The organism is Flavobacterium flabelliforme, assembly GCF_017948675.1.
Lineage (GTDB): Bacteria > Bacteroidota > Bacteroidia > Flavobacteriales > Flavobacteriaceae > Flavobacterium > Flavobacterium pygoscelis.
Window position 1 is genome coordinate 189,167 of sequence record NZ_JAGFBU010000005.1, and the last position, 23,161, is coordinate 212,327.

The following is a 23,161-nucleotide window of genomic DNA, read 5'->3' on the forward strand; positions in this document are numbered from 1 at the left end:
TGAAGTTTTTTAATTATTACGCTACAAAGGTCAGAAGTTTAAACAACATTCAATAATCACAAATAACAATCTACTATAACTCCAGGTTATAGTAACTGGAAATTATTTTTATAAATAAATCAGAAAGAGAATCATTTTTTCCTTGAAGAGTAATGATATAAAAATAGCGTTCTATACTTAGATTTTTTACATCTAAAATAGTCAGTTCGTTATTTTTTAACTCTTTTTCAATAGCGTGAATGGATAAAAAAGCAACACAATCAGAGTTCAATAAATAGGACTTTATACTTTCAGTACTTCCCAATTGCATTTCAACATTCAAATCAGAAAATTTAAGTTGTATGGTTTTCAAAGCATATTCAATAACTTCAAGTGTTCCAGAACCTTGCTCCCGAATTAGAAAATTCATTTTCTTAAGATCTTCTTGAATCAATTCGTCTTTTTTTACAAGAGAATGAGAACTTTTGCAAACTAAGACTAATTCGTCTTTTAAAAACTGCGTATATTTTATAGACTTATTTTTAGATTGTCCTTCAACAATGCCTATTTCAATTTCTTTTTTTAATAAAGCGCTTTCTATTTGTTCCGTATTTCCATTGCGTAAATTGACTTTAATATTTTCCATTTTTTGATGGAAACGGGCTAAAAGTGGCGGTATAATATATTGTGAAATTGTAGTACTTGCTCCTATTCGCAATAATCCATTACGTTCATTAATAAGCGAACTCATATCAAAATCTATTTCTCGATAAATTTCAAAAATATTCTTGGTGTGGTTTAGCAATACTTCGCCAGCACTTGTTAATGAAATTTTAGAACCATTTCTTTCAAAAAGTTTAATTTTATATTGTTCTTCTAATTCCTGTATGTGTTTAGAAACTGCAGGTTGAGTTATAAATAATTCGGTTGCCGCTTTTGTAAAACTCAAACGGCTCGCAACGATATAAAAAACTTTTAGTCTAAAATCCATAATCTACTACTTTAGTTTTATCAAAGTAAACCATTGTATTTACGAGTAAACCATTCTGTGATCAATAGAATCAATATGAAAATTAACAGCCAAACCCAGTCAATCAATGGCGTTTTTGTACTATTATTTTTTTGGATGGCTTTGTATTCTTTATTCTCTAAAAGCACTTTTATTAAAGTATCTACTTGATCTGGATAGTATTCTTTTGCTAGGGTTTGTAGCGCTAGTTGCGACATTTTTTCAATCTCAGGATTTACAAATTGCTTTTCGATATCAAAATCAAGAATTTCAAAATTACTAGAATAAGTACTATTAGAATTCAATTCTTTTACATTAAAACTATAGTTACCCGCTTTAAGACCGTCAAGATTCACTTTGTAATAATTATTACTTTTTAGTAAATCAAAGCTTTTGGTTTGTTTGGTTTTTGTATTAGTAACCGCAATGGTCAATCGAGCTTTTTCGTCAAACTCATAATTTTTATTAAAATATTGAGCTGTAATTTCAATAGCTTCGCCAAAATTATAAAATCGCTCATGTTCAACAACTAATGATTTTTTGCTAGTACTTGTTGCTAAAAACTGTATTATTTTATCAATAAAAACATCATATTTTTCGAATGATTGATTGTTGATGTGGGATTGCAAACGCCATTTCCAACTGTTTTCGCCAAGAAGATAAGCGCTTCTCTTGCTCTGATTTTCTGCAAAAGCTAATAAAGGACTATTCGTATTAATAGTTCTAATTTTAGATGAAAGCAGAACAGATAATGATCCGTTTACGGTAACGGATCCAAAAGCATTTTGCAAAGGAGGTAAATTTTCAAATCCAATATTATCAATTGCAAATAAATTAAACTGTGGGTTAAAGACCGATAAATAATCCTCTTTTTGGCCACTCATTTTAAAGTTTAGATTGTTTTGTTGCTGATTCAGAAAATTAAAATCCGTACTATTTCCAGTAATAATAAAGGTATTTATTCCAGCTACTTTGTTATTCTCAAATAAGGCTTTAAATTCTGTATTAGGTTGGTATAAAATTAAAACATTATAATCTTGCAATGACTTAATATCGTTAGGTTTAAGTGTTGTTACTTTACGTTGTACATTAGTTTCGATTGCTCTTTTTAATGCTCCTAAATCTGGATGATTAATTGCTGAAACAATTGCAATATTCGTTTTTTGGTCAATAACTTCAACCGCAAAATTTTTGGTGTTATTATACGTATTTTTTTCTTTTTCTACAGATGTAATAGTAGCTTTAAAAACTTGAATTCCTATTTTGTCAGCAGGTAAAAGAACACTAACAGTAGCCGTTTTTTTATGAGTTGTAAATGAAATTCGCTGCTTACTGAGTATTGAGTTTCCTTGTGAAATTACAAAATCAGCAGTAATGTTTTTTGTTCCTGAATAACTTAAAAATGCTTCAACAGGAAATTTATTTTTATGAAAGGCATATTTATTAACATTTAATTGATTGATTTTAATATCTAAAAATGTCGTTGTATCACCTACAATTATTGGGTACACTTTATTTTCAGCACCAAAACTATACACATAATCATTACCTGAAGTTTGATTTCCATCACTGATTAAAATCGTCGGATAATTGGTGTTTTTATAAATGCTTTTAAGGTTTTTGGCAACAACATCAATGTTAGTCTGCGTTCCTTTAAAAGTAAATTTATCTGATGGTTCAAAATCTTCTGAAAACTGATAGGATTGAACCTCAAATTTTTCTTGAATATCCTTATTCGAAATGATTTTTTTATATAATTGTTCAACTTCTTTATTCACATTTAAAAATGAAATGGAACTAGAATTATCAATCACGATAGGTAAAGGTGTTTTTACAATTTCTAATCTATTTTTGGTTATTATTGGATTAATAAGCAATAAAAAAATAGAAAAAATGGTTAAAAAACGTAAAAAAGCCAAAAACAAATTGACTTTAGATTTGTTTTTGGCTTTGTAGATATATTGAAAATAGGATAAACCGCTAGCTATTAATAAAGAAACCAGTAATAATAGTATTGCAGTTGTTGTCATATTTTATAGTATATAGAAATTCGTTTTCAATTTTGATTAAAAAAAACTAAAAACGAATCACTTTTTATTAAGTAAGCATTCCTCCACAAACGTTCATAACTTGACCCGTTACGTAACCGCTCATGTCTGAAGCGAAGAACAGACAAGCATTAGCTACATCTTCAGTTGTTCCGCCACGTTTTAACGGAATTCCATCTCTCCAACCTTTTACTACATCTTCGTTTAATTTTGCAGTCATTTCAGTTTCAATAAAACCTGGTGCAATTACATTACAACGAATATTGCGCGATCCTAATTCTAATGCTACCGATTTAGAAAAACCAATAACTCCCGCCTTAGAAGCAGCATAATTTGTTTGTCCGGCATTTCCTTTTACTCCAACTACAGAACTCATATTAATGATAGATCCCGCACGTTTTTTAAGAAAAGTTTTCTGAATTGCTTTTGTCATGTTGAAAACTGATTTCAAGTTTACATCCATTACTTGGTCAAAATCTTGTTCAGACATACGCATTAACAAATTATCTTTGGTAATTCCGGCGTTGTTAATCAAAATATCTACTGTTCCAAACTCAGCATTAACCGCATCAACAAGCGTTTGCGCTTCATTAAAATCAGCTGCGTTAGATTGATACCCTTTCGCTTTAATTCCAAGTGCATTCAATTCATTTTCTAATGCCATAGCTGATTCTACAGATGAACTGTAAGTAAAAGCAATATTTGCTCCGTGTTTTGCAAAAACTTCTGCAATTCCTTTACCTATTCCACGACTTGCGCCTGTAATTATAGCTACTTTTCCTTCTAGTAATTTCATATTCAAAACTTATTTTAATTTTTATTTGAAGCTATTCCTGCTATCCGCTACAATCTTTTATTTTTTTAAACAAAAAAATAAAAGGATTTCCACTTCTATCAGGGCTATCTTATATCTGTCAAATATAGAATATTTACTTTTTTAAAAAAAATACAAAACCATATACATTAATAAAAATACTAGCTTTTAAATTTTAATAATTCGATTCACCCATTTATCCCAAAAATTAGCATAAATAGCGATTAATGTAAAAACAAATAAGAACAAATGATACCAAGCATTACTAATCAAATCTAAAAAGTTCAGCTTTCCATCTGCAAAGCTTAATATTAAAAGTACTTGAGCTCCATAAGGTAATATTCCTTGAATAACACAAGAAAAAATATCAAGTATAGTAGCCGTTTTCTTTGCACTCAAATTGTATTCATCATTAATTTCTTTTGCAATACTTCCTGTAATCACAATAGAAACGGTGTTATTAGCGATTGCTAAATTGGTTAATCCAACTAAAACACCAATTCCTGTCTGCGCCGATTTCTTACTCTTTATTCGCTTTTTAACTTGATATAAAACGTAATCAATTCCGCCCGCTTTATCAACCATCGCAGCTAAACCACCTGAAAGCATAGAAAGTAAGAATATTTCTGTCATACTGGTAAAACCTTCATATATTTTTTGGGTAAAAACCATAAACGTAAAATTACCACCAAAATAACCTATAATTCCCGCTAACAATGTTCCTATAATTAACGTAGAAAATACATTAATTCCAGAAACTGCTAATACAATAACGAGTATATAGGGTATGATAGCAATCCAATTAAAATCAGTTTTAGGTATGGCAACGGAAACAATTTCTGAGTTTAAACCCAAATAGAAAAATACTGCAATTGTAATTATAGCAGCTGGAAAAGCAATAAATAAGTTAATTTTAAACTTGTCTTTGAGTTTACAACCTAAAGATTGTGTTGCCGCAATAGTGGTGTCCGAAATCATAGAGAGATTGTCTCCTAACATAGAACCACCCAATAATGCACCCGAAATCAAAGGTAATGAAGCACCACTTTTATCCGCTAAACTCACTGCTATAGGACCAATTGCAACAATTGCTCCAACAGACGTACCAGTTGCAGTAGATAAAAATGCGGCAATCAAAAAAATACCTAAAGGAAAATAAGCAACATCAATATTGTTTATTCCCAAATTTACAACAGCATCTACTCCACCAGTAGCTTTACTCACTACAGCAAAAGCACCAGCAAGTAAATAAATAAGACACATCGTCATTATTTTACTTTCACCACAACCAGCAATCAGCGTATTCACTTTATCTTCTGTAGAAGATTTAAAAAGTAGGAAAGCCGCAATTATTCCAATTAAAACAGCAATTGGAGACGGGAAAGCATAAAAATCATCTAGCCAAATACCAACTCCTAAAAAAGTAGCAATAAAAATAAATAAAGGAATTAATGCGAATGGATTACCATTATTTTTACCTTGTTTAGTCATAATCAATTTTTAAATTAAAGGGCTATGACGAAAAACAAAAAAGCAAAACAGGAATAAAAAAACAACATTTTTTCCAAAGGATTTGGCTTATCGTTTTAGCACCTTGCTCGTTCTTGCAGGTTGCTATCTCTATTAAGAGATTCGTGATAACGGGAGCAAAAATAGTACTTATTTTTTTATATAAACAAATAAAAAATACTATTTATGAATTTAAAACAAAAAAAAGACCTTACCGAAGTAAAGTCTTTCAATTGTATTAGTATAGAAATAACTTAAAAAGCTACATTCCATTTTGGCAATTTTCCATTTTCATCTAAGAAATTTTGTAAAACTTGTGCTTCTACAAATGTTGGAATTACTTTAGAATCATCATTAAAAGTCTCATACCAAACTACTTCAAGTGTCCTAATATCTTCTTTGTTCATTTGTGCTGGCCAAGAATATTTTCTTCCTGTTTTAGCAAATTGGTGTCCTTCGACTATTTTATCATTCAAACCACCATTTTTAATTTTCAAAGTTCCGTCATTTTGAACAGTTCCAGTAGAACCAACCATAATTAACTCTTTTACTTCACCAACTGCATAAACCAAAAACACACCAGATCCTTCAGATGCATTGCAAACTTCTGCTAAACTATCTTCTGCTGTAAATGAAAACTGATTGGTAACTTTGAATTTTTCTAACTCCTTGTACATATATTATATTTTTATTTGAAATGGTCTTCCTAGATAAAACTCACAAAAATCGGAAAAGTTATCTAAACCATTCGTTTACATTTTTTATTTATCAAAAATAAATCTATTAAACACTATTTTTAATAAAGTGCAAAGGTATTCTTTAATTCCATTCAATAATAAAAAAGCCCCACAAAATGTGAGGCTTTTAATTTTTTTTTATAAATATAAAAGATTATCCTAAAACTTCTTTTACTTTTTTACCAATTTCAGCTGGAGAATCTACTACGTGAATACCACATTCTCTCATAATTTGTTTTTTAGCTTCAGCCGTATCATCAGATCCACCAACAATTGCACCTGCATGTCCCATTGTACGTCCTGCTGGAGCAGTTACTCCTGCGATGAAACCTACAACTGGTTTACGGTTTCCGTCAGCTTTAATCCAATGAGCAGCATCCGCTTCTAATTGTCCACCGATTTCACCGATCATTACGATACATTCTGTTTCTGGGTCATTCATCAATAATTCTACTGCTTCTTTTGTTGTAGTTCCAATGATTGGATCTCCACCAATTCCGATAGCAGTTGTGATTCCTAAACCTTGTTTTACTACTTGGTCAGCCGCTTCGTAAGTTAAAGTTCCTGATTTAGAAACAATACCAATAGTTCCTTTTTTGAAAACAAAACCTGGCATAATACCAACTTTAGCTTCACCTGGAGTAATAATTCCTGGACAGTTTGGACCTATTAATCTTGCATTTCTTTCTTTAACGTAACTGTTTGCTTTTATCATGTCAGCAACAGGAATTCCTTCTGTAATTGCAATAATTACTTTAATACCTGCATCTGCAGCTTCCATAATCGCATCAGCTGCAAAAGCTGGTGGAACGAAAATGATAGTTGTGTCAGCTCCTGCTTGTTCAACAGCATCTTTTACAGTATTAAAAACAGGTCTGTCTAAATGAGATGTTCCTCCTTTTCCTGGAGTTACACCACCAACAACATTAGTTCCGTACTCAATCATTTGAGAAGCATGGAAAGTCCCTTCACTTCCTGTAAAACCTTGAACAATTATTTTGGAATCTTTATTAACTAAAACACTCATGATATATTATTTTATGTAGTTTTTAAAATGGTTATGCAAAAGTATAAAATTGTAAGCACTAAACGGGTATCCCATATTCAGTTTTTTACCACTAAATTAGGATAATTGGCTCATTTGATACCCTCGATATAATTTATTGTCTTTAATTTGCCAAATCACAATAAAATGTGCCAGTAACATTTCTTCTCTAGGGTTCTCAATTGTTTTTACAAAATGAGAATAACGCACTGAAACCAAATCATTTTCGGCAATAATCTGATTGATGCGAACCTTAGATCGAACGTAAGCTTTACTTAAATCGTTAGATAAATTTAATAATGCTTCATAATTTAGCTCAATAAAACCTTTACTACTGTTCCACTCGACTATAATATCGGGATGTAAAAAATCTTTTATAACTTCACTATCAATTAAAGCATCCGATTTGTAAAATTTCTCAACAATTTCTTTTGAAGACATATTACTTTATTTTTTTTAAAATTTCTGGAATTTTTTTAATATTAGCCAACTGTTTCAATTTCTCTCTTGACTCTTCTATTGGAGTACCAAAATAAGATTTTCCACCTTCAACTGATTTAGTTACTCCAGTTTGTCCCATGATAACAGCCTTTGCTCCTATCGTAATTCCGCTAGTGGTTCCTACTTGTCCCCAAATTGTCACTTCATCTTCAATAATAACACAGCCTGCAATTCCGGTTTGAGAAGCTATTAAACATTTTTTTCCTATCACAGTATCATGTCCTACATGCACTTGATTGTCAATTTTTGTTCCTTCACCAATAGTTGTATCTCCTGTTACTCCTTTATCAATGGTGCAAAGAGCTCCAATGCCTACATTATCTTGAATGACAACTCTTCCTCCAGAAAGCAACTGATCAAATCCTTCGGCTCTTTTTTTATAATAAAAAGCATCTGCACCTAAAACTGTTCCTGCATGAATTATAACATTATCACCAATTACAGTATGGTCATAAATAGAAACATTAGAATGTATTAAACAGTTTTTACCAATAACTACATGATTTCCTATAAACGTATTTGGCTGAATAATAGTTCCTTCTCCTACAGTTGCAGAAGTAGCTATTGAGACATTTGAAAACTGAAAAGGCTTGAAATAATTTGTCAATTTATTAAAATCTCTGAACGGATCTTCAGAAATTAATAACGCTTTCCCTTCAGGACAGTCAACATTTTTATTTATTAAAATAATTGTAGCAGCCGAATTTAAAGCCTTATCATAATATTTTGGATGATCTACAAATACTATATCACCGCTGCCAACTACATGTATTTCGTTCATTCCAGTTACAGGGAAATTGGTATCACCAACATATTCACAACCGATAATAGTAGCTATTTCTTCTAAAGAGTAAACTTTTGGAAATTTCATAATTTTTATTAGAAAATTAAAAAAAAATAGAAAATGTGAAATTTATCTAATTTTCACATTTTCTATTATCAAATTACTTACTCTTTTACGCGTTCCATGTAAGAACCAGAAGTAGTTTCTATTTTAATTTTATCCCCTTCATTGATAAACAAAGGAACATTTACTAGCGCTCCTGTTTCAACAGTTGCTGATTTGGTAGCGTTTGTTGCTGTATTTCCTTTAATTCCAGGCTCAGCATACGTAACTTCTAGTATAACAGAAGCTGGCATATCTACTGAAAGCGGTAAATCAGTTTCTGTATTAATGCTAATCATTACATTTTCTCCTTCTTTTAATAAACCTGGAGAATCTAAAATATTTTTATTTAATGTAATTTGCTCAAAAGTTTCAGTATTCATGAAATGAAATTCATCACCTTCTGGATATAAAAACTGAAATTTATGATTTTCAACTCGTACTTCATCAATTTTATGTCCAGCAGAAAAAGTATTATCTAATACTCTTCCGTTAGTTAAACTTCTTAGTTTTGTTCTAACAAAAGCAGGTCCTTTACCTGGTTTTACATGAAGAAATTCAACTATTTTATAGATGTCATTATTGAATTTAATGCACAATCCGTTTTTAATATCTGATGTAGATGCCATTTATATTTTACTTTTAGCTATTAGCGATTTATATTTTATTTATTTTTCTGACTATTACCAAAATTGCTAATAGTCAAGAGTTTTTTTAGTAATTTCCAGAATATCCTTTCATCACACCTCGAGATGAATTTCTAATGAAATCAATAATTTCATCTCTTTCTGGTGTTGCTTCCATCTCGGCTTCGATAATTCCTAAAGCTTGAGTGGTATTGTAATTTTTTTGATATAAAATCCTGTATATACCTTGAATTTCTCTAATTTTCTCAGAAGAAAAACCACGTCTTCTTAATCCTACTGAATTAATACCTACATAAGACAGAGGTTCTTTTGCGGCTTTAGTGTAAGGTGGTACATCTTTTCTTAATAGTGATCCTCCAGAAATCATTGCATGATCACCTATGCTAATAAACTGATGTACTGCAGACAATCCACCAATAATAGCGTGATTCCCTACGGTTACATGTCCTCCTAAAAGTACTCCGTTTACAATTATAACATTGTGACCAATGTGACAGTCATGAGCAATATGAGCTGTTGCCATAATAAGACAATTATCACCTATTGTGGTTTGACCCGATGCAATTGTTCCTCTATTAATGGTTACACATTCTCTAATAGTGCAATTATCACCAATAATTGCTAAGGAATCCTCGCCTCCAAATTTTAAATCCTGAGGAACTGCTGAAATAACCGCACCTGGGAATATATTGCAATTTTTTCCAATTCTCGCTCCTTCCATTATAGTAACATTTGATCCGATCCAAGTTCCATCTCCAATAATTACATTATTATGAATGGTTGTAAACGGCTCAATAACTACATTTTTGGCTATTTTTGCGCCTGGATGAACATAGGCTAGTGGTTGATTCATCAGCTATTTTTTAATTTTTTACTAGGTTAAAGCTACCTTTCATTTTTAATAAAATTAAAAGTAATTTTCTCCAAATCTATTGTTTTTTAGCAATTTGTGCCATTAATTCTGCTTCAGCAACTAATTTACCATTGGCATAAGCATTTGCTTGCATGTGGCAAATTCCTCTTCGAATCGGTGTTATCAAATCGCACTTAAATATCAAAGTATCACCTGGTAATACTTTTTGTTTGAATTTAACATTATCAATTTTCATGAAATATGTTAAATAATTTTCAGGATCTGGAACCGTACTTAAAACTAGAATTCCTCCTGTTTGAGCCATAGCTTCAACAATTAAAACACCTGGCATCACTGGAGCTTCTGGAAAATGACCAACAAAGAAATTTTCATTCATCGTTACATTTTTCATACCTACAACATGACTTTCAGACATTTCTATAATTCTATCAATTAATAAAAATGGAGGTCTGTGAGGTAGAACAGCCATAATTTTATGAATGTCCATCAATGGTTCTAAATTTAAATCATAAACAGGAACATAATTTCTTTGTTCGATTTTTATGATTTTAGCCATTTTTTTAGCAAACTGTGTGTTCACAAAATGTCCTGGCTTATTGGCAATAACTTTACCTTGAATTTTTGTACCAATTAGAGCTAAATCTCCAACTACATCTAGTAATTTATGTCTTGCTGCCTCGTTTGGATAATGCAAAGTAAGGTTGTCTAAAATTCCATTGGGCTTAACTGTCAATTCCTCTTTTCCAAAAGCAACTTTCAAGTTTTCCATAGTTGAGGCAGAAATATCCTTGTCAACATAAACAATGGCATTATTTAAATCCCCACCTTTAATAAGCCCTTTTTCTAATAATGATTCTAATTCATGTAGAAAACTAAAGGTTCTTGATTGAGAAATTTCTGTTTTGAAATCGGCAATGCTTTTCATGTTTGCATTTTGAGTACCTAAAATTTTAGTCCCAAAATCTACCATAGCTGTTACGCAATAATGATCACTTGGCATAACCAAAATCTCACTTCCAGATTCTTCATCTGTAAAAGAAATAACTTCTTTTACTACGTATACATTTCTTTTTGAATTTTGCTCTTCTACTCCAGCAGTTTCTATAGCTTCTACAAAATATTTTGAAGAACCATCCATAATAGGAAGTTCTGAAGCATTCAATTCGATAATAACATTGTCTAAATCGCAACCAACTAAAGCTGCCAAAACATGTTCTGGAGTTTGAATTTTTACTCCACGTTTTTCTAAATTTGTCCCTCTTTCAGTGTTTACAACATAATTTGCATCTGCCTCAATAATAGGATGTCCTTCCAGATCTACTCGAACAAAAGTAAAACCATTATTCACGGGAGCAGGTTTAAAAGTCATTTTTACTTCTTTACCGGTATGCAGTCCAACTCCTGTTAATGAGATTTCTGTTTTGATGGTCTTCTGTTTAACCATTGTTTCCATTTTTTTGGTTTAATATTTGTTTCTTTAATTCTTTTATTTCTGCAACAATTTTAGGTAAGTTCTTAAAATGAACATACGATTTACTAAAATCATTGTATCCAAATGCAGGGCTTCCTTGCAAAATTTCGTTGTCTTTTATGTTTCTTCCAACACCAGATTGAGCCTGAATTCTAACATTATCACCAATGTGTAAATGTCCTGAAATTCCGACTTGGCCACCAATCATTCCGTTCTTTCCAATCTTAGTAGAACCTGCAACACCAGTTTGTGCAGCAATTACAGTATTCTCACCTATTTCTACATTATGAGCAATTTGAATTTGATTATCCAATTTTACTCCTTTTCTAATGATAGTAGATCCCATTGTTGCTCTGTCAATCGTCGTACAAGAACCAATATCTACATTATCTTCTATTATTACATTTCCTATTTGAGGAATCGTGGTATATGTCCCATCAGGATTTGGTGCAAAACCAAAACCATCCGAACCTATAATAGCTCCGGAATGAATTGTACAATTGTTACCTATATTAGTTTCAGAATAAATTTTTGCACCAGCAAATAATTTTACATTATCGCCTATAACAACATTATCACCTATAAAACAATTGGGATATATTTTTACGTTGGTACCTATAATAACATTTTCTCCTACATAACTAAAACTGCCCAAATATAGGTTTTCTCCATGTATTACACTCGAAGAAAGAAAGGAATGTTGTTCTATACCGTTTTTATTTTGCTTTACTTCATTATAAAATTCTAATAATTTAGAAAAAGCAGCATACGCATCTGGTACTTTTATCAATGTTGTATCTAAATTTGCCTCTGGAATAAAGCTATCGTTAACAATTGTAACTGAGGCTTTTGTAGAGTATATATAATGAAGATATTTAGGATTTGACAAAAAAGTCAGTGATCCCTCTGCTCCATCTTCGATTTTTGACAATCTAAAAACTTCGGCCATTGGATTCCCAATAACTTCTCCTTCTAAAATCCCTGCTATTTGTTCTGCTGTAAATTTCATTGCGACAAAAATATAAAAAATAGATTTTAAATGGTGTTTTTATAACAGTTGTTTTGGAAAACAGATGTAATATTTGGTCACCGATTTAGATAATGATTTTAAATTCAGCTGATCTGAAGATTCAATTACATCCTCAACAGTATTATCTTTTTTCAAAATACGTATCGGATCTGCTTCTTTACTGTAGGCTTGGTTTTTTATTTTTCCTTTAAAGATAAAATAATTAGCATCTGCGACAGAAATATTATTCTGTAACGCAAAACGCTCTTTCAATGGCTGTAAATCTTCAATGGCTACTTTTTCACTTGTTAATTTAATTTTTAATAAATCTCTATTAACAATCATTTTACTCAAGGTGGCTAAAATAAAATCATCATTTTTTTGCCAAGATTTTAAAGCTCCAATAATATCAAAATCATCTAATTGAGCAAATAAATCTAATTTTTCAGCATCAAAAGTTTCTATTGTAACTTTATTTTGCATAAAAAATAATAGAGGTTCGCTGCAGGGTAATGAAACTCCTTTTAATGTTAATTCTTTGGCTCGTTTTAGTATTCTCATCAAAATTAATTCGGCCACTAAACTCGTTTTATGCAAATACGCTTGCCAATACATTAAACGTCGTGACATTAAAAACTTCTCTACCGAATAGATTCCTTTTTCTTCGATAACTAAATAGTCATCAACAACATTCATCATCTGAATTAATCGTTCTGAATTCACATTTCCTTCCGCAACACCCGAATAATAACTATCGCGTTTCAAATAATCCATTCGATCCATGTCGAGTTGACTCGAAATCAACTGAAGCATAAATTTACGATCATACTCTCCTTTAAATACTTGAATAGCCAAATCTAGCTTACCATTAAACTCAACATTTAATTGGTTCATAAATAACAAAGATATTTCTTCATGATGTACCTCTTCTACAATACTTTTTTCCATAGCATGAGAAAAAGGTCCGTGACCAATGTCGTGCAGTAAAATAGCAATGTACAAAGCGTTTTCCTCTTCATTTGAAATAACAATTCCTTTAAATCGAAGTACATCAACCGCTTTTTGCATCAAATGCATACAGCCTAAAGCGTGATGAAAACGAGTATGATTAGCTCCTGGATAGACTAAGTAGGACAATCCCATTTGTGATATACGACGCAAACGCTGAAAATAAGGATGCTGAATTAAATCGTAAATTAAAGCATTGGGAATGGTAATAAAACCATAAATAGGATCATTAAATATTTTAAGCTTATTGATTTGACTCACTATAAGTTATTTTTTAGGTCAACAAATATACGGAAATTTAGATCTTAAATAAGAAATCCAAATGAACCCCATTTTGAGTTTAAAATTACAAATGTATTTTAAACCATACTCACTTGATTAGAGCAGTTTTATAATTTTTAATTTCAAGTAAATTTATAGTACAAAAATAAAATGTTAAAAAATTAACACAAATTTAAGTTCGTTTAGTTCGCAAATATACGAACTAACTCTACTTTTGCAAAAAAAAATTATGGAAACAATACAAAAAGAACGCGAAGAACTGATCGAAATGTTCGGAAATCATTTTGAATTATTATATAATTTACCACCTCTAGGTTCTAGAATTCTAGGATTATTAATAATTGATGGATGTAAAACAGGTTTAACATTTGAGGAAATAGTGGCAAAAATGAAAGCTAGTAAAAGTTCTGTTTCTACAAATTTGAATTTGCTATCAAAAATGGGTAAAATTACCTACTACACAGTTTCAGGTGATCGAAAAAAATATTTTAAGCCTTCACCCTTCAGTGAAAGATTAGCTAATTACATCAAATTAGTAGATTTTGAAAAGACCATTTTAGATCGACTCATTCATTATCGTGAGCAAACCATTTCCTGTTCAGAAGAACAATACAATATGGAAGACATCAAAGCTTACAAAACACACGTTTGTGAGGTAGAAGAACTTTTGATAAAGACCATTGAAAAATTTAAAATAATAGAAAAGAATAATCACTAAATATAAATCCCAAACTCAAGAATAAAAATGAAAAAAAATTCAATATTTACTCTATTTATAGTACTAATTTTAGCCTCTTGCGGTAAAAAAGAAGAGCAGCAAATGCCAGCTCCAACAGCTGCGCCTTTTCCAGTTCAAACAATTACAAAGCAAGATGCTGTTGTTTACCAAGAATATACCGCTAATCTTGAAGGCCAACAAAACGTAGAAATCCGTCCTAAAGTAACTGGATTTATTCAAAAAATATATGTTGATGAAGGACAAGTAGTACGAAAAGGACAACTACTCTTCAAACTAGAAACACAAACGTTAAACCAAGATGCTTCTGCAGCTAAAGCAATGGTACAAGCTGCTCAGGTTGAAGTTGATAGACTAAAACCTCTAGTAGATCGCAAAATTATCAGTAATGTTCAATTGGAAACGGCTAAAGCAAAATTGGCTCAAGCAAAAAGTGCTTATGGTAGTATTGCTTCAAATATTGGTTTTGGAACAATCGTTTCTCCTGTAAATGGAGTAATTGGTAGTTTGCCTTTCCGTGAAGGAAGTTTGGTGAATTCAACTAGTGAAATGCCATTAACTACAGTGTCTGATACCAAAATGATACGTGCTTACTTTTCAATGAATGAAAAGCAATTGCTTTTCTTTAATAAAACTTTTAAAGGGGCTACAACTGCTGAAAAACTAAAATCAGTTCCAGAAGTTTCTTTACTTTTAGTGGACAATTCAGAATACGACCAAAAAGGTAAAGTTGTCACTATGAACGGCTTAGTAAACCCAACAACGGGAACCACTCAATTTAGAGCTGAATTCAAAAATCCTGAAGGTCTTTTAAGAAGTGGAAATAGTGGAATCATTCGTTTGCCAATAATCCAGAAAGATGTTGTAGTAGTACCCCAAAATGCTGTTTTTGAAGTACAAGGAAAACAAATGATTTTTGTTGTAGGTCAAGGAAATAAAGTACAATCAAAAATTATTACAACAAACGGAACCTCAGACTTGAACTTTATTGTTACCGATGGACTTTCTGAAGGTGACGTAATAGTTGTTGAAGGTGCCTCAAAATTGAAAAATGATACAGAAATTATTCCACAACAAATTGATAAAACGAATTCAGAAACTGTAGCTCCAACGGATAAAGAAATAGTAAAAACAAATGCTGCTGCAGCTAAAAAATAATATTTAAAATGTTAAAAACTTTTATAGAAAGACCTGTCCTATCGACTGTAATCTCTATCTTAATAACCATTTTAGGGGTTTTAGGATTGATGGCATTACCAGTCGAACAATACCCTGAAATTGCACCGCCAACCGTTCAGGTTAGTGCCAATTATACCGGTGCCAATGCAGAAACCGTATTAAATAGTGTTGTAATTCCGCTAGAAGAAGAAATCAACGGTGTAGAAGGAATGACTTATATGACTTCCTCTGCTGCCAATGATGGTTCTGCTAAAATCTCTGTATATTTCGAATTAGGTGTAGATCCAGATATTGCGGCGGTAAACGTTCAAAATAGAGTATCGCGTGCTACTAGTAAACTGCCTCAAGCGGTGGTTCAAACTGGAGTTACAACGCTAAAAAGTCAAACGAGTGCTTTGATGTTCTTTGCCTTATATTCAAAAAACAAAGATTTTGATGAAACGTATATTCAGAATTATGCTAAAATTAATTTAGTTCCAAAATTACAACGTGTAAAAGGTGTTGGTCAAGTAAACGTTTTTGGATCCAAAGATTATTCGATGAGAATCTGGATTGATCCTGCAAAAATGGCTGCGTATAATGTTTCTCCAAAAGAAATTCAAGCCGCATTGCAAGAACAAAATGTTGAAGCTGCACCAGGGAAATTTGGTGAAAATGCCGAAGGTGTTTATGAATATGTAATTAAATACAAAGGAAGACTTTCTGAAATTGCAGATTACGAAAATATTGTTATTCGTTCTACAGGAAATGGAAATTTCTTGCACTTAAAAGATGTTGCCACTGTTGAATTAGGAGGTTTCAATTATGGAACTAAGAATATTGCAATGGGTAAACAAGGGGTTGCAGTAGGGGTTTTCCAAACTTCTGGTTCTAATGCGCAAGATATTATTACCGAAGTAATGAAAATTTTGGAAGATACAAAACCAGACTTCCCAAAAGGAGTTGATTACGTGATTCCATTAAACACAAAAACATTTCTTGATGCTTCAATTGACAAAGTATTAACCACTTTGCTCGAAGCTTTTATATTGGTATTTATTGTGGTATATATCTTCTTGCAAGATTTTCGTTCGACTTTAATTCCTGCGATTGCAGTTCCTGTAGCTATCGTGGGTACTTTTTTCTTCCTCCAAATATTTGGATTCTCGATCAATATGTTGACTTTATTTGCTATGATTCTAGCCATTGGAATTGTCGTCGATGATGCCATTGTCGTCGTCGAGGCAGTGCATGCTAAATTGGATGAGGGAGCAAAATCAGGAAAAGAAGCGACTATCTCAGCAATGAGCGAAATTACAGGAGCTATTATTTCGATCACAATGGTAATGGCGGCAGTATTTATTCCTGTGTCTTTCTTGAGTGGTCCATCAGGTGTTTTTTACCAACAGTTTGCAATTACTTTGGCAATTGCAATTTTGATTTCAGCAGTAAATGCTTTGACTTTAAGTCCTGCATTATGTGCTTTATTCTTAAAACCTCACAAAGATTCTGATCATCACGATGCCAATTTTAAAGATCGTTTTTTCATTGCTTTCAATTCTAGTTTTGATAGAATGAATAACAAATATGTGAAATCATTAGGATTTTTGGCAAGAAAAAAATGGATTACGGTTATTGGTTTAGTTGTTTTCTCAGGAATTACATTCCTTTTATTCCAAACGACACCTTCAGGATTTATTCCTAATGAAGACCGTGGAATAATCATGGCCGATTTAACATTGCCGCCAGGAACAACATTAGAAAAAACTGAAAAAGCAGTTAAAGAATTAGATACCATTTTAGGTTCAATGGATATTATTGAATCTAGAATGAGTGTTGTAGGTTTCAGTTTACTGAACAGTGTAAATGGAGGTTCTTATGCTTTTACAATCATTAAATTAAAAGATTGGAAACACCGTAAAGAAGATAATCAATCCGTTGATGCTGTTGTAAAAGAATTATTTGGAAAAACAGCCCATTTTAAAGATGCAAGAGCTTTATTTTTCACCCCTCCAAGTGTTCAAGGTTTTGGTTCAGCCGATGGTTTCGAATTAAAAATTCAAGATAAAGGCGATGATGACTGGGCTACCGTAAGCAAAGTGAGCAATGAGTTTTTAGGCGAATTAATGAAAAGACCTGAAATTCAATATGCTCAAACCAATTTTAATGCATCGTTTCCGCAATTCCAAATGGATATTAATGTCGAAAGAGCGAAAGATGCTGGAGTATCAGTTTCTGATATTTTCAACACGATGCAAGGCTATTATGGAGGATTGTACACTACAGATTTTAATAAATTTGGTAAGCAATACCGCGTGATGATTCAGGCTAAACCGTCTGATAGAGCTAACGAAGCTTCGATAAACAACATTTATGTAAAGAATGCTGCAGGTCAACAAGTGGCGATCAGTCAGTTTATAAATTTAAAAAGAATTTATGGTCCTGAAGCAGTGGCCCGTTTCAATATGTTAAAAGCAGTAAATGTAAACGGAAAAGCAAAACCGGGCTATAGTTCTGGTGATGCGATCAAAGCAATTCAAGAAGTTGCGGCGCAGCATTTACCTAAAACGTATAGCTACGAATTTTCAGGAATGACTCGTGAAGAAATTCTAGCAGGAAATCAAGCAATTGGCGTGTTCTTACTAAGTTTGATATTTGTTTATTTCTTATTAAGTGCACAGTACGAAAGTTATTTAGTTCCACTATCTGTACTACTTTCATTACCTGTTGGTATTGCTGGAGCGATTGCTTTTGTGAAATTTGCAGGATTGGAAAACAACATTTATTTCCAAGTTGCACTGATAATGCTGATAGGACTATTAGCGAAAAATGCCATTTTGATAGTCGAATTTGCCATACAAAGACGCCGACACGGAATGGATTTAGCGCAAGCTGCCATCGAAGGTGCAAAAGCACGTTTACGTCCTATTTTAATGACTTCTCTAGCTTTTATCTTCGGATTATTGCCTTTGGCTTTTGCTTCTGGAGTTGGTGCCGTGGGTAACCGTTCGATTGGTATGGGAGCTGTAGGTGGAATGCTAGTAGGAACCATTTTAGGAGTATTTGTAGTTCCTATTTTGTTCATCATATTCCAAAGCTTACAAGAAAAAATTTCAGGAAAACCTGTTGTGACTACCGAATCTGATACTATACTTTTAAACGAAGAAAATGAAAAATAAGTTCCATAAAATAGGACTTGTTGTTCTAACAGCAACAATAATGCAATCGTGTTTTGTTGCCAAAGACTACAAGCGTCCAGAATTAAAAACAGAAAATTTATACCGTAACGAAGTCGTTTCTAATGATACTTTATCCTTTGCCAATGTGGCTTGGGATAAAGTGTTTACGGATCCGCTTTTGCAAGGATATATACAAAAAGGATTAGTTAATAACTTAGATGTCAAAATCGCAATTCAAAACATTGTAGCTGCAGAAGCTACTATGAAACAAGGAAAAGCAGGGTACTTCCCTAGTCTTTCCGCAGGAGCTGATTGGACACATCAAGAACTTTCCAAAAACAGTCAGTTTGGTGCTTTATTGCAGAACCGAAGCACGGACCAATATCAATTAACAGGAAATCTTTCTTGGGAAGCAGATATTTGGGGTAAAATAAGAAGTAACAAACGTGCTGCAAATGCAAGTTTTCTTCAAACAACTGCGGTAAAACAAGCTGTAAAAACGCAATTAATAGCTAACATTGCCGCTACTTATTACCAATTGCTTTCTGTTGATGCTCAAATCGAATTAGCAGAGAAAACTTTGATTAATAGAAACCAAAGTATCGAAGCTATTGTTGCATTAAAGGATGCTGGTAATGTGACTGAAGTTGGCGTAAAACAAACAGAAGCGCAGAAATATGCCACTGAAATTATTATCGCTGATTTAAAAAATAGTATTATTATTTTAGAAAATAGCATGAGTATCCTTTTAGGTGAAAGTGGTACTAAAATTGAAAGAAGCACTTTTGAAAGTCAATTAATGCAACCAACTATTACGCTAGGAGTTCCAGCAACTTTATTAAGAAATAGGCCGGATGTTATCGCTGCAGAGTACAATTTGATTTCTAATTTTGAGCAAACTAATATTGCTAAAAGTAATTTTTATCCAACGTTAAAAGTGACTGCTTCAGGTGGATTGCAAAGTATAGATTTGAAAGAATGGTTTAGTGCCAATTCACTTTTTGCGAATGTAATTACGGGTTTGACTCAACCAATTTTTAACCAGAGACAAATTAAAACTAAGTTCGAAATTGCTAAAGCCAATCAGGAAAAAGCTTATATTCAATTTGAACAATCGTTGTTAACAGCTGGAAAAGAAGTTTCGGATGCGTTAGCACAATATAATAATGAGACTTATAAATTGACCGTTAGAGAAAAGCAAGTGGAGGCATTAAACAAAGCCACTGGTTTTTCTGATGAATTGTTAACTTATGGCTTAGCCAATTATTTAGAAGTATTGACTGTAAAAGACAATGCGCTGAATGCTGAATTGAGTTTGATAGACAATAAATACCAACAATATAAAGCCATAATTCAACTGTATAGAGCTCTTGGTGGTGGTTGGCAATAAACTACTTTTTAATATTATTGATTCAAAAATTAGAAACCACTACTTTCAAAAAGTAGTGGTTTTTTTTATGTTGCAGTTTTTTTAAAAAAGCAAGATTAGTTATTTGAAATAATAAAACTGCAAGTACCGAAGTGTATGAAATCAAATTTTACAAAATTAAAAGTGGTTCCAAAATGATGGTGAACAATTAGAAATCCCTAAAAAATTATAATAATATTAGCAGATAGAAGCTACAAAAAAATGTAATTTGGCACTTTGATTTAGTACATTACAACACTTGTTAGACAACTTATGGATAAAATAAAAATACTTTGGGTAGATGATGAAATCGACCTTTTAAAACCACATATATTATTTTTGGAAAAGAAAAATTACGAAGTAACTACTTGTAATAACGGTCTTGATGCGATTACAATTTTTGAAGAAGACAACTTCGATGTTGTTTTTCTTGATGAAAATATGCCTGGAATGAGCGGTTTAGAAACCCTATCAGAGATGAAGGAGAAAAAATCTTCTATACCAATGATAATGATTACAAAAAGTGAGGAAGAATATATTATGGAAGAAGCCATAGGTTCTAAAATTGCTGATTATCTAATCAAACCCGTAAATCCAAATCAGATTTTGCTGAGTTTAAAGAAAAACTTAGACCATTCGAAATTGATTTCTCAAAAAACAACTTTAGATTACCAAAAAGAATTTAGAAAAATCACCATGGAAATGGCGCAAGTCAACTCCTATGAAGATTGGGTTGAAATGTACAAAAAATTGATTTTTTGGGAGTTGGAATTAGAGAATATAGACGATCATGGCATGATTGAAATTCTAGAATCACAAAAAGCAGAAGCCAATTCGCAATTTGGTAAATTTATCGAACGCAATTATGAAGATTGGTTTGCTCCAAAAGCAGATAAACCCATTCAATCGCATACTTTATTCAAAGAATTGGTTGTTCCTGAACTTAAGAAAAAAGACAAACCTATTTTATTTGTCGTAATTGATAATTTAAGATACGATCAATGGAAGACTTTTGAAAGCGTAGTTGCTAATTATTACAAACTCGAAAAAGAAGTTCCCTACTACTCTATTTTACCAACCGCTACACAATATGCGAGAAATGCTATTTTCTCTGGACTATTGCCGATAGATATGGAGAAACAGTTTCCTCAATATTGGAAAAATGATCCGGAAGAAGGTGGAAAAAACTTATATGAAGCAGAATTTTTATCAGCACAATTAAAACGATTAGGATTAAATATCAAGGAAGATTATTTTAAGATAACCAATCTTGCCGGTGGTAAAAAACTTGTAGAAGGTTTTAAAGCTTTAAAAAACAATGATCTTGTTACCGTTGTTTATAATTTTGTCGATATGCTTTCTCATGCCAAAACCGAAATGGATGTGGTCAAAGAATTAGCTTCTGATGATAAGGCTTATCGCTCTCTAACGTTAAGCTGGTTTAAAAATTCGCCTTTGTTAGAAATCATTCAACAAGCTCAAAAACTAGGATTTAAATTAATTTTAACCACAGATCACGGTACTATAAATGTAAAAAATCCATCAAAAGTAATAGGAGATAAAAATACCAGTTTAAATCTGCGTTATAAAACCGGTCGAAGTCTTACTTATGAATACAAAGATGTTTATGCCGTAAAAGAACCAAAAAACATTGGTTTACCAGCCATAAATATGAGCAGTTCCTATATTTTTGCAAAAAATGATTTGTTTTTAGCGTATGTTAATAATTACAATCATTATGTAAGTTATTATAAAAACACCTACCAACACGGAGGAATTTCATTAGAGGAAATGATTATTCCTTGCTTGATTTTTAGTCCAAAATAAATAGAAATAGTAAAACTCCTAAATTGAATTTTCATTAGGTTGATAAAGATTTTAGGAGATTTAATTTTATTTTTGCAACAGGAAATATTGAAATAATACAACTATGGAAATTGAATTTGTAATAGATCAACTAGAAGAGGTTGCTCAAAAAATAATTAGTGCTAATCCCAATAAAGTAATCCTTTTTCATGGAGAAATGGGCGTTGGAAAAACAACTTTAATCAAACAATTATGTAAAGTTTTAGGCGTTAAATCTGCAACTAGTAGTCCAACCTTTTCTTTAGTTAATGAATATGAAGCTACTAATAATCAATTAGTTTATCATTTTGATTTTTACAGACTCAATCAAGAAACAGAAGCTTTGGATATGGGAATTGATGATTATCTGTATTCTGGAAATTGGTGCTTTATCGAATGGGCAGAAAAGATTCCAAATTTAATTCCTGAATCACACTCTACGATCTCAATTTCTATACTTGAAGATGGAAAACGCTCTCTAACTTTAAATTAGTAAATTCTATTATGAATTCTGAAAATAATTTAGAAATTATCCCTTTTACTATAGAAGAAAAAGATGCTATCAAAACCCTTAATTTAGAATGGCTGAATAAATATTTTAAAGTAGAACCCAATGATGAAATTGTGTTATCAAACCCAAAAGCTGAAATAATTGATAAAGGAGGCTTTATATTTTATGCCAAATACAAGAACCAAATTATAGGAACTGTTTCTTTATTAAAGGTTACTAATGATTGTTTCGAATTAAGTAAAATGGCAATTACAGAGAAAATTCAAGGATTGGGTATTGGAAAAAAACTTATCGAATATTGTTTGACTTATGCCAAGGAAAATAACATATCCAAACTAATTTTATATTCAAATAGACGCTTAATACCCGCTATTCATTTGTATAAAAAATATGGTTTTGAAGAAATAGAATTAGAACATGGTATTTATGAAAGAGCGGATATCAAAATGCAGAAAATAATTTTTTAATTTTTGATATTTTACAAATTCACCATTCCATCAAAACT

The 23,161-nt window shown here is 31.8% G+C and carries 20 protein-coding genes and 1 riboswitch; of the genes, 7 read left to right on the plus strand and 13 right to left on the minus strand.

Translation table 11 applies throughout. From position 1 onward, the window contains the following. Positions 1-73 precede the first annotated feature (73 nt). From J3S90_RS13000 to J3S90_RS13060, 13 genes are all read right to left on the minus strand, one after another. Entirely contained in the window at positions 74-970 is an 897-nt protein-coding gene (locus J3S90_RS13000; RefSeq protein WP_210646564.1) for a LysR family transcriptional regulator, read from the minus strand. A gap of 20 nt (positions 971-990) precedes the next feature. Further along, complete coding sequence (locus tag J3S90_RS13005) at positions 991-3,018, minus strand: hypothetical protein (protein WP_210646565.1); 2,028 nt, start codon at positions 3,016-3,018, stop codon at positions 991-993. Positions 3,019-3,085: 67 nt separating this feature from the next. Continuing rightward, positions 3,086-3,832: a 3-oxoacyl-[acyl-carrier-protein] reductase gene (gene fabG, locus J3S90_RS13010; protein WP_188051010.1), complete on the minus strand. Its 747-nt coding sequence runs from the start codon at positions 3,830-3,832 to the stop codon at positions 3,086-3,088. A gap of 186 nt (positions 3,833-4,018) precedes the next feature. After that, complete coding sequence (locus J3S90_RS13015) at positions 4,019-5,341, minus strand: Na+/H+ antiporter NhaC family protein (protein ID WP_210646566.1); 1,323 nt, start codon at positions 5,339-5,341, stop codon at positions 4,019-4,021. Between the two features lie 57 nt (positions 5,342-5,398). After that, positions 5,399-5,496, minus strand: a riboswitch (SAM-I-IV-variant riboswitch). 117 nt (positions 5,497-5,613) lie between these two features. Continuing rightward, the gene (locus J3S90_RS13020) at positions 5,614-6,036 is read right to left on the minus strand and encodes a hypothetical protein (protein ID WP_210646567.1); all 423 of its coding nucleotides are present in this window, start codon (positions 6,034-6,036) and stop codon (positions 5,614-5,616) included. Positions 6,037-6,250: 214 nt separating this feature from the next. Beyond that, positions 6,251-7,123, minus strand: a complete 873-nt coding sequence (gene sucD, locus J3S90_RS13025; protein WP_188051013.1) for a succinate--CoA ligase subunit alpha — start codon at positions 7,121-7,123, stop codon at positions 6,251-6,253. A gap of 96 nt (positions 7,124-7,219) precedes the next feature. Further along, on the minus strand, positions 7,220-7,582 hold the full coding sequence (locus J3S90_RS13030) for a nuclear transport factor 2-like protein (protein ID WP_188051014.1): 363 nt from the start codon (positions 7,580-7,582) through the stop codon (positions 7,220-7,222). Between the two features lies 1 nt (position 7,583). Beyond that, the gene (locus J3S90_RS13035; protein ID WP_210646568.1) at positions 7,584-8,513 is read right to left on the minus strand and encodes a UDP-3-O-(3-hydroxymyristoyl)glucosamine N-acyltransferase; all 930 of its coding nucleotides are present in this window, start codon (positions 8,511-8,513) and stop codon (positions 7,584-7,586) included. 77 nt (positions 8,514-8,590) lie between these two features. Next, positions 8,591-9,157, minus strand: a complete 567-nt coding sequence (efp, locus tag J3S90_RS13040) for an elongation factor P (protein ID WP_210646569.1) — start codon at positions 9,155-9,157, stop codon at positions 8,591-8,593. Between the two features lie 85 nt (positions 9,158-9,242). After that, a complete protein-coding gene (gene lpxA / locus J3S90_RS13045) occupies positions 9,243-10,028 on the minus strand; it encodes an acyl-ACP--UDP-N-acetylglucosamine O-acyltransferase (RefSeq protein WP_210646570.1) in 786 nt (261 codons plus the stop codon). A gap of 76 nt (positions 10,029-10,104) precedes the next feature. Then, on the minus strand, positions 10,105-11,493 hold the full coding sequence (locus tag J3S90_RS13050; protein WP_188051080.1) for a bifunctional UDP-3-O-[3-hydroxymyristoyl] N-acetylglucosamine deacetylase/3-hydroxyacyl-ACP dehydratase: 1,389 nt from the start codon (positions 11,491-11,493) through the stop codon (positions 10,105-10,107). Beyond that, positions 11,486-12,529, minus strand: a complete 1,044-nt coding sequence (gene lpxD, locus J3S90_RS13055) for a UDP-3-O-(3-hydroxymyristoyl)glucosamine N-acyltransferase (RefSeq protein ID WP_210646571.1) — start codon at positions 12,527-12,529, stop codon at positions 11,486-11,488. The genes J3S90_RS13050 and lpxD overlap by 8 nt, the downstream gene beginning before the upstream one ends. Positions 12,530-12,568: 39 nt before the next feature. Then, positions 12,569-13,798, minus strand: a complete 1,230-nt coding sequence (locus J3S90_RS13060) for an HD domain-containing protein (protein WP_210646572.1) — start codon at positions 13,796-13,798, stop codon at positions 12,569-12,571. A gap of 250 nt (positions 13,799-14,048) precedes the next feature. Between J3S90_RS13060 and J3S90_RS13065 the strand changes: the two genes are divergently transcribed. The 7 genes from J3S90_RS13065 (at position 14,049) to J3S90_RS13095 (ending at position 23,123) form a co-directional block, all read left to right on the plus strand. Further along, positions 14,049-14,537: a GbsR/MarR family transcriptional regulator gene (locus J3S90_RS13065; RefSeq protein ID WP_188051020.1), complete on the plus strand. Its 489-nt coding sequence runs from the start codon at positions 14,049-14,051 to the stop codon at positions 14,535-14,537. A 27-nt stretch (positions 14,538-14,564) separates the two neighbouring features. Next, positions 14,565-15,713 (plus strand): efflux RND transporter periplasmic adaptor subunit, encoded by a 1,149-nt coding sequence (locus J3S90_RS13070; RefSeq protein WP_210646573.1) that lies wholly within the window; start codon positions 14,565-14,567, stop codon positions 15,711-15,713. 8 nt (positions 15,714-15,721) lie between these two features. After that, positions 15,722-18,892 (plus strand): efflux RND transporter permease subunit, encoded by a 3,171-nt coding sequence (locus tag J3S90_RS13075; RefSeq protein WP_210646574.1) that lies wholly within the window; start codon positions 15,722-15,724, stop codon positions 18,890-18,892. After that, positions 18,882-20,282, plus strand: coding sequence for an efflux transporter outer membrane subunit (locus J3S90_RS13080; protein WP_210646575.1), 1,401 nt, complete (start codon positions 18,882-18,884; stop codon positions 20,280-20,282). Before J3S90_RS13075 ends, J3S90_RS13080 begins: the two co-directional genes overlap by 11 nt. A 291-nt stretch (positions 20,283-20,573) precedes the next feature. Then, a complete protein-coding gene (porX, locus tag J3S90_RS13085; RefSeq protein ID WP_188051024.1) occupies positions 20,574-22,127 on the plus strand; it encodes a T9SS response regulator signal transducer PorX in 1,554 nt (517 codons plus the stop codon). Positions 22,128-22,230: 103 nt separating this feature from the next. Next, positions 22,231-22,638 (plus strand): tRNA (adenosine(37)-N6)-threonylcarbamoyltransferase complex ATPase subunit type 1 TsaE, encoded by a 408-nt coding sequence (gene tsaE / locus J3S90_RS13090; protein WP_210646576.1) that lies wholly within the window; start codon positions 22,231-22,233, stop codon positions 22,636-22,638. 11 nt (positions 22,639-22,649) lie between these two features. Beyond that, entirely contained in the window at positions 22,650-23,123 is a 474-nt protein-coding gene (locus tag J3S90_RS13095) for a GNAT family N-acetyltransferase (protein WP_210646577.1), read from the plus strand. Positions 23,124-23,161: the final 38 nt, after the last annotated feature.

Excerpts from the sequence above, each read along its gene's own strand:
- J3S90_RS13020 (WP_210646567.1), bottom strand. The coding sequence starts at position 6,036 with ATGTACAAGGAGTTAGAAAAATTCAAAGTTACCAATCAGTTTTCATTT.
- J3S90_RS13030 (WP_188051014.1), bottom strand. The coding sequence starts at position 7,582 with ATGTCTTCAAAAGAAATTGTTGAGAAATTTTACAAATCGGATGCTTTA.
- J3S90_RS13005 (WP_210646565.1), bottom strand. The coding sequence starts at position 3,018 with ATGACAACAACTGCAATACTATTATTACTGGTTTCTTTATTAATAGCT.
- J3S90_RS13080 (WP_210646575.1), top strand. The coding sequence starts at position 18,882 with ATGAAAAATAAGTTCCATAAAATAGGACTTGTTGTTCTAACAGCAACA.
- porX (WP_188051024.1), top strand. The coding sequence starts at position 20,574 with ATGGATAAAATAAAAATACTTTGGGTAGATGATGAAATCGACCTTTTA.
- J3S90_RS13000 (WP_210646564.1), bottom strand. The coding sequence starts at position 970 with ATGGATTTTAGACTAAAAGTTTTTTATATCGTTGCGAGCCGTTTGAGT.
- J3S90_RS13075 (WP_210646574.1), top strand. The coding sequence starts at position 15,722 with ATGTTAAAAACTTTTATAGAAAGACCTGTCCTATCGACTGTAATCTCT.
- sucD (WP_188051013.1), bottom strand. The coding sequence starts at position 7,123 with ATGAGTGTTTTAGTTAATAAAGATTCCAAAATAATTGTTCAAGGTTTT.
- fabG (WP_188051010.1), bottom strand. The coding sequence starts at position 3,832 with ATGAAATTACTAGAAGGAAAAGTAGCTATAATTACAGGCGCAAGTCGT.
- J3S90_RS13050 (WP_188051080.1), bottom strand. The coding sequence starts at position 11,493 with ATGGTTAAACAGAAGACCATCAAAACAGAAATCTCATTAACAGGAGTT.
- J3S90_RS13095 (WP_210646577.1), top strand. The coding sequence starts at position 22,650 with ATGAATTCTGAAAATAATTTAGAAATTATCCCTTTTACTATAGAAGAA.
- J3S90_RS13035 (WP_210646568.1), bottom strand. The coding sequence starts at position 8,513 with ATGAAATTTCCAAAAGTTTACTCTTTAGAAGAAATAGCTACTATTATC.
- tsaE (WP_210646576.1), top strand. The coding sequence starts at position 22,231 with ATGGAAATTGAATTTGTAATAGATCAACTAGAAGAGGTTGCTCAAAAA.
- efp (WP_210646569.1), bottom strand. The coding sequence starts at position 9,157 with ATGGCATCTACATCAGATATTAAAAACGGATTGTGCATTAAATTCAAT.
- J3S90_RS13065 (WP_188051020.1), top strand. The coding sequence starts at position 14,049 with ATGGAAACAATACAAAAAGAACGCGAAGAACTGATCGAAATGTTCGGA.
- lpxD (WP_210646571.1), bottom strand. The coding sequence starts at position 12,529 with ATGAAATTTACAGCAGAACAAATAGCAGGGATTTTAGAAGGAGAAGTT.
- lpxA (WP_210646570.1), bottom strand. The coding sequence starts at position 10,028 with ATGAATCAACCACTAGCCTATGTTCATCCAGGCGCAAAAATAGCCAAA.
- J3S90_RS13015 (WP_210646566.1), bottom strand. The coding sequence starts at position 5,341 with ATGACTAAACAAGGTAAAAATAATGGTAATCCATTCGCATTAATTCCT.
- J3S90_RS13070 (WP_210646573.1), top strand. The coding sequence starts at position 14,565 with ATGAAAAAAAATTCAATATTTACTCTATTTATAGTACTAATTTTAGCC.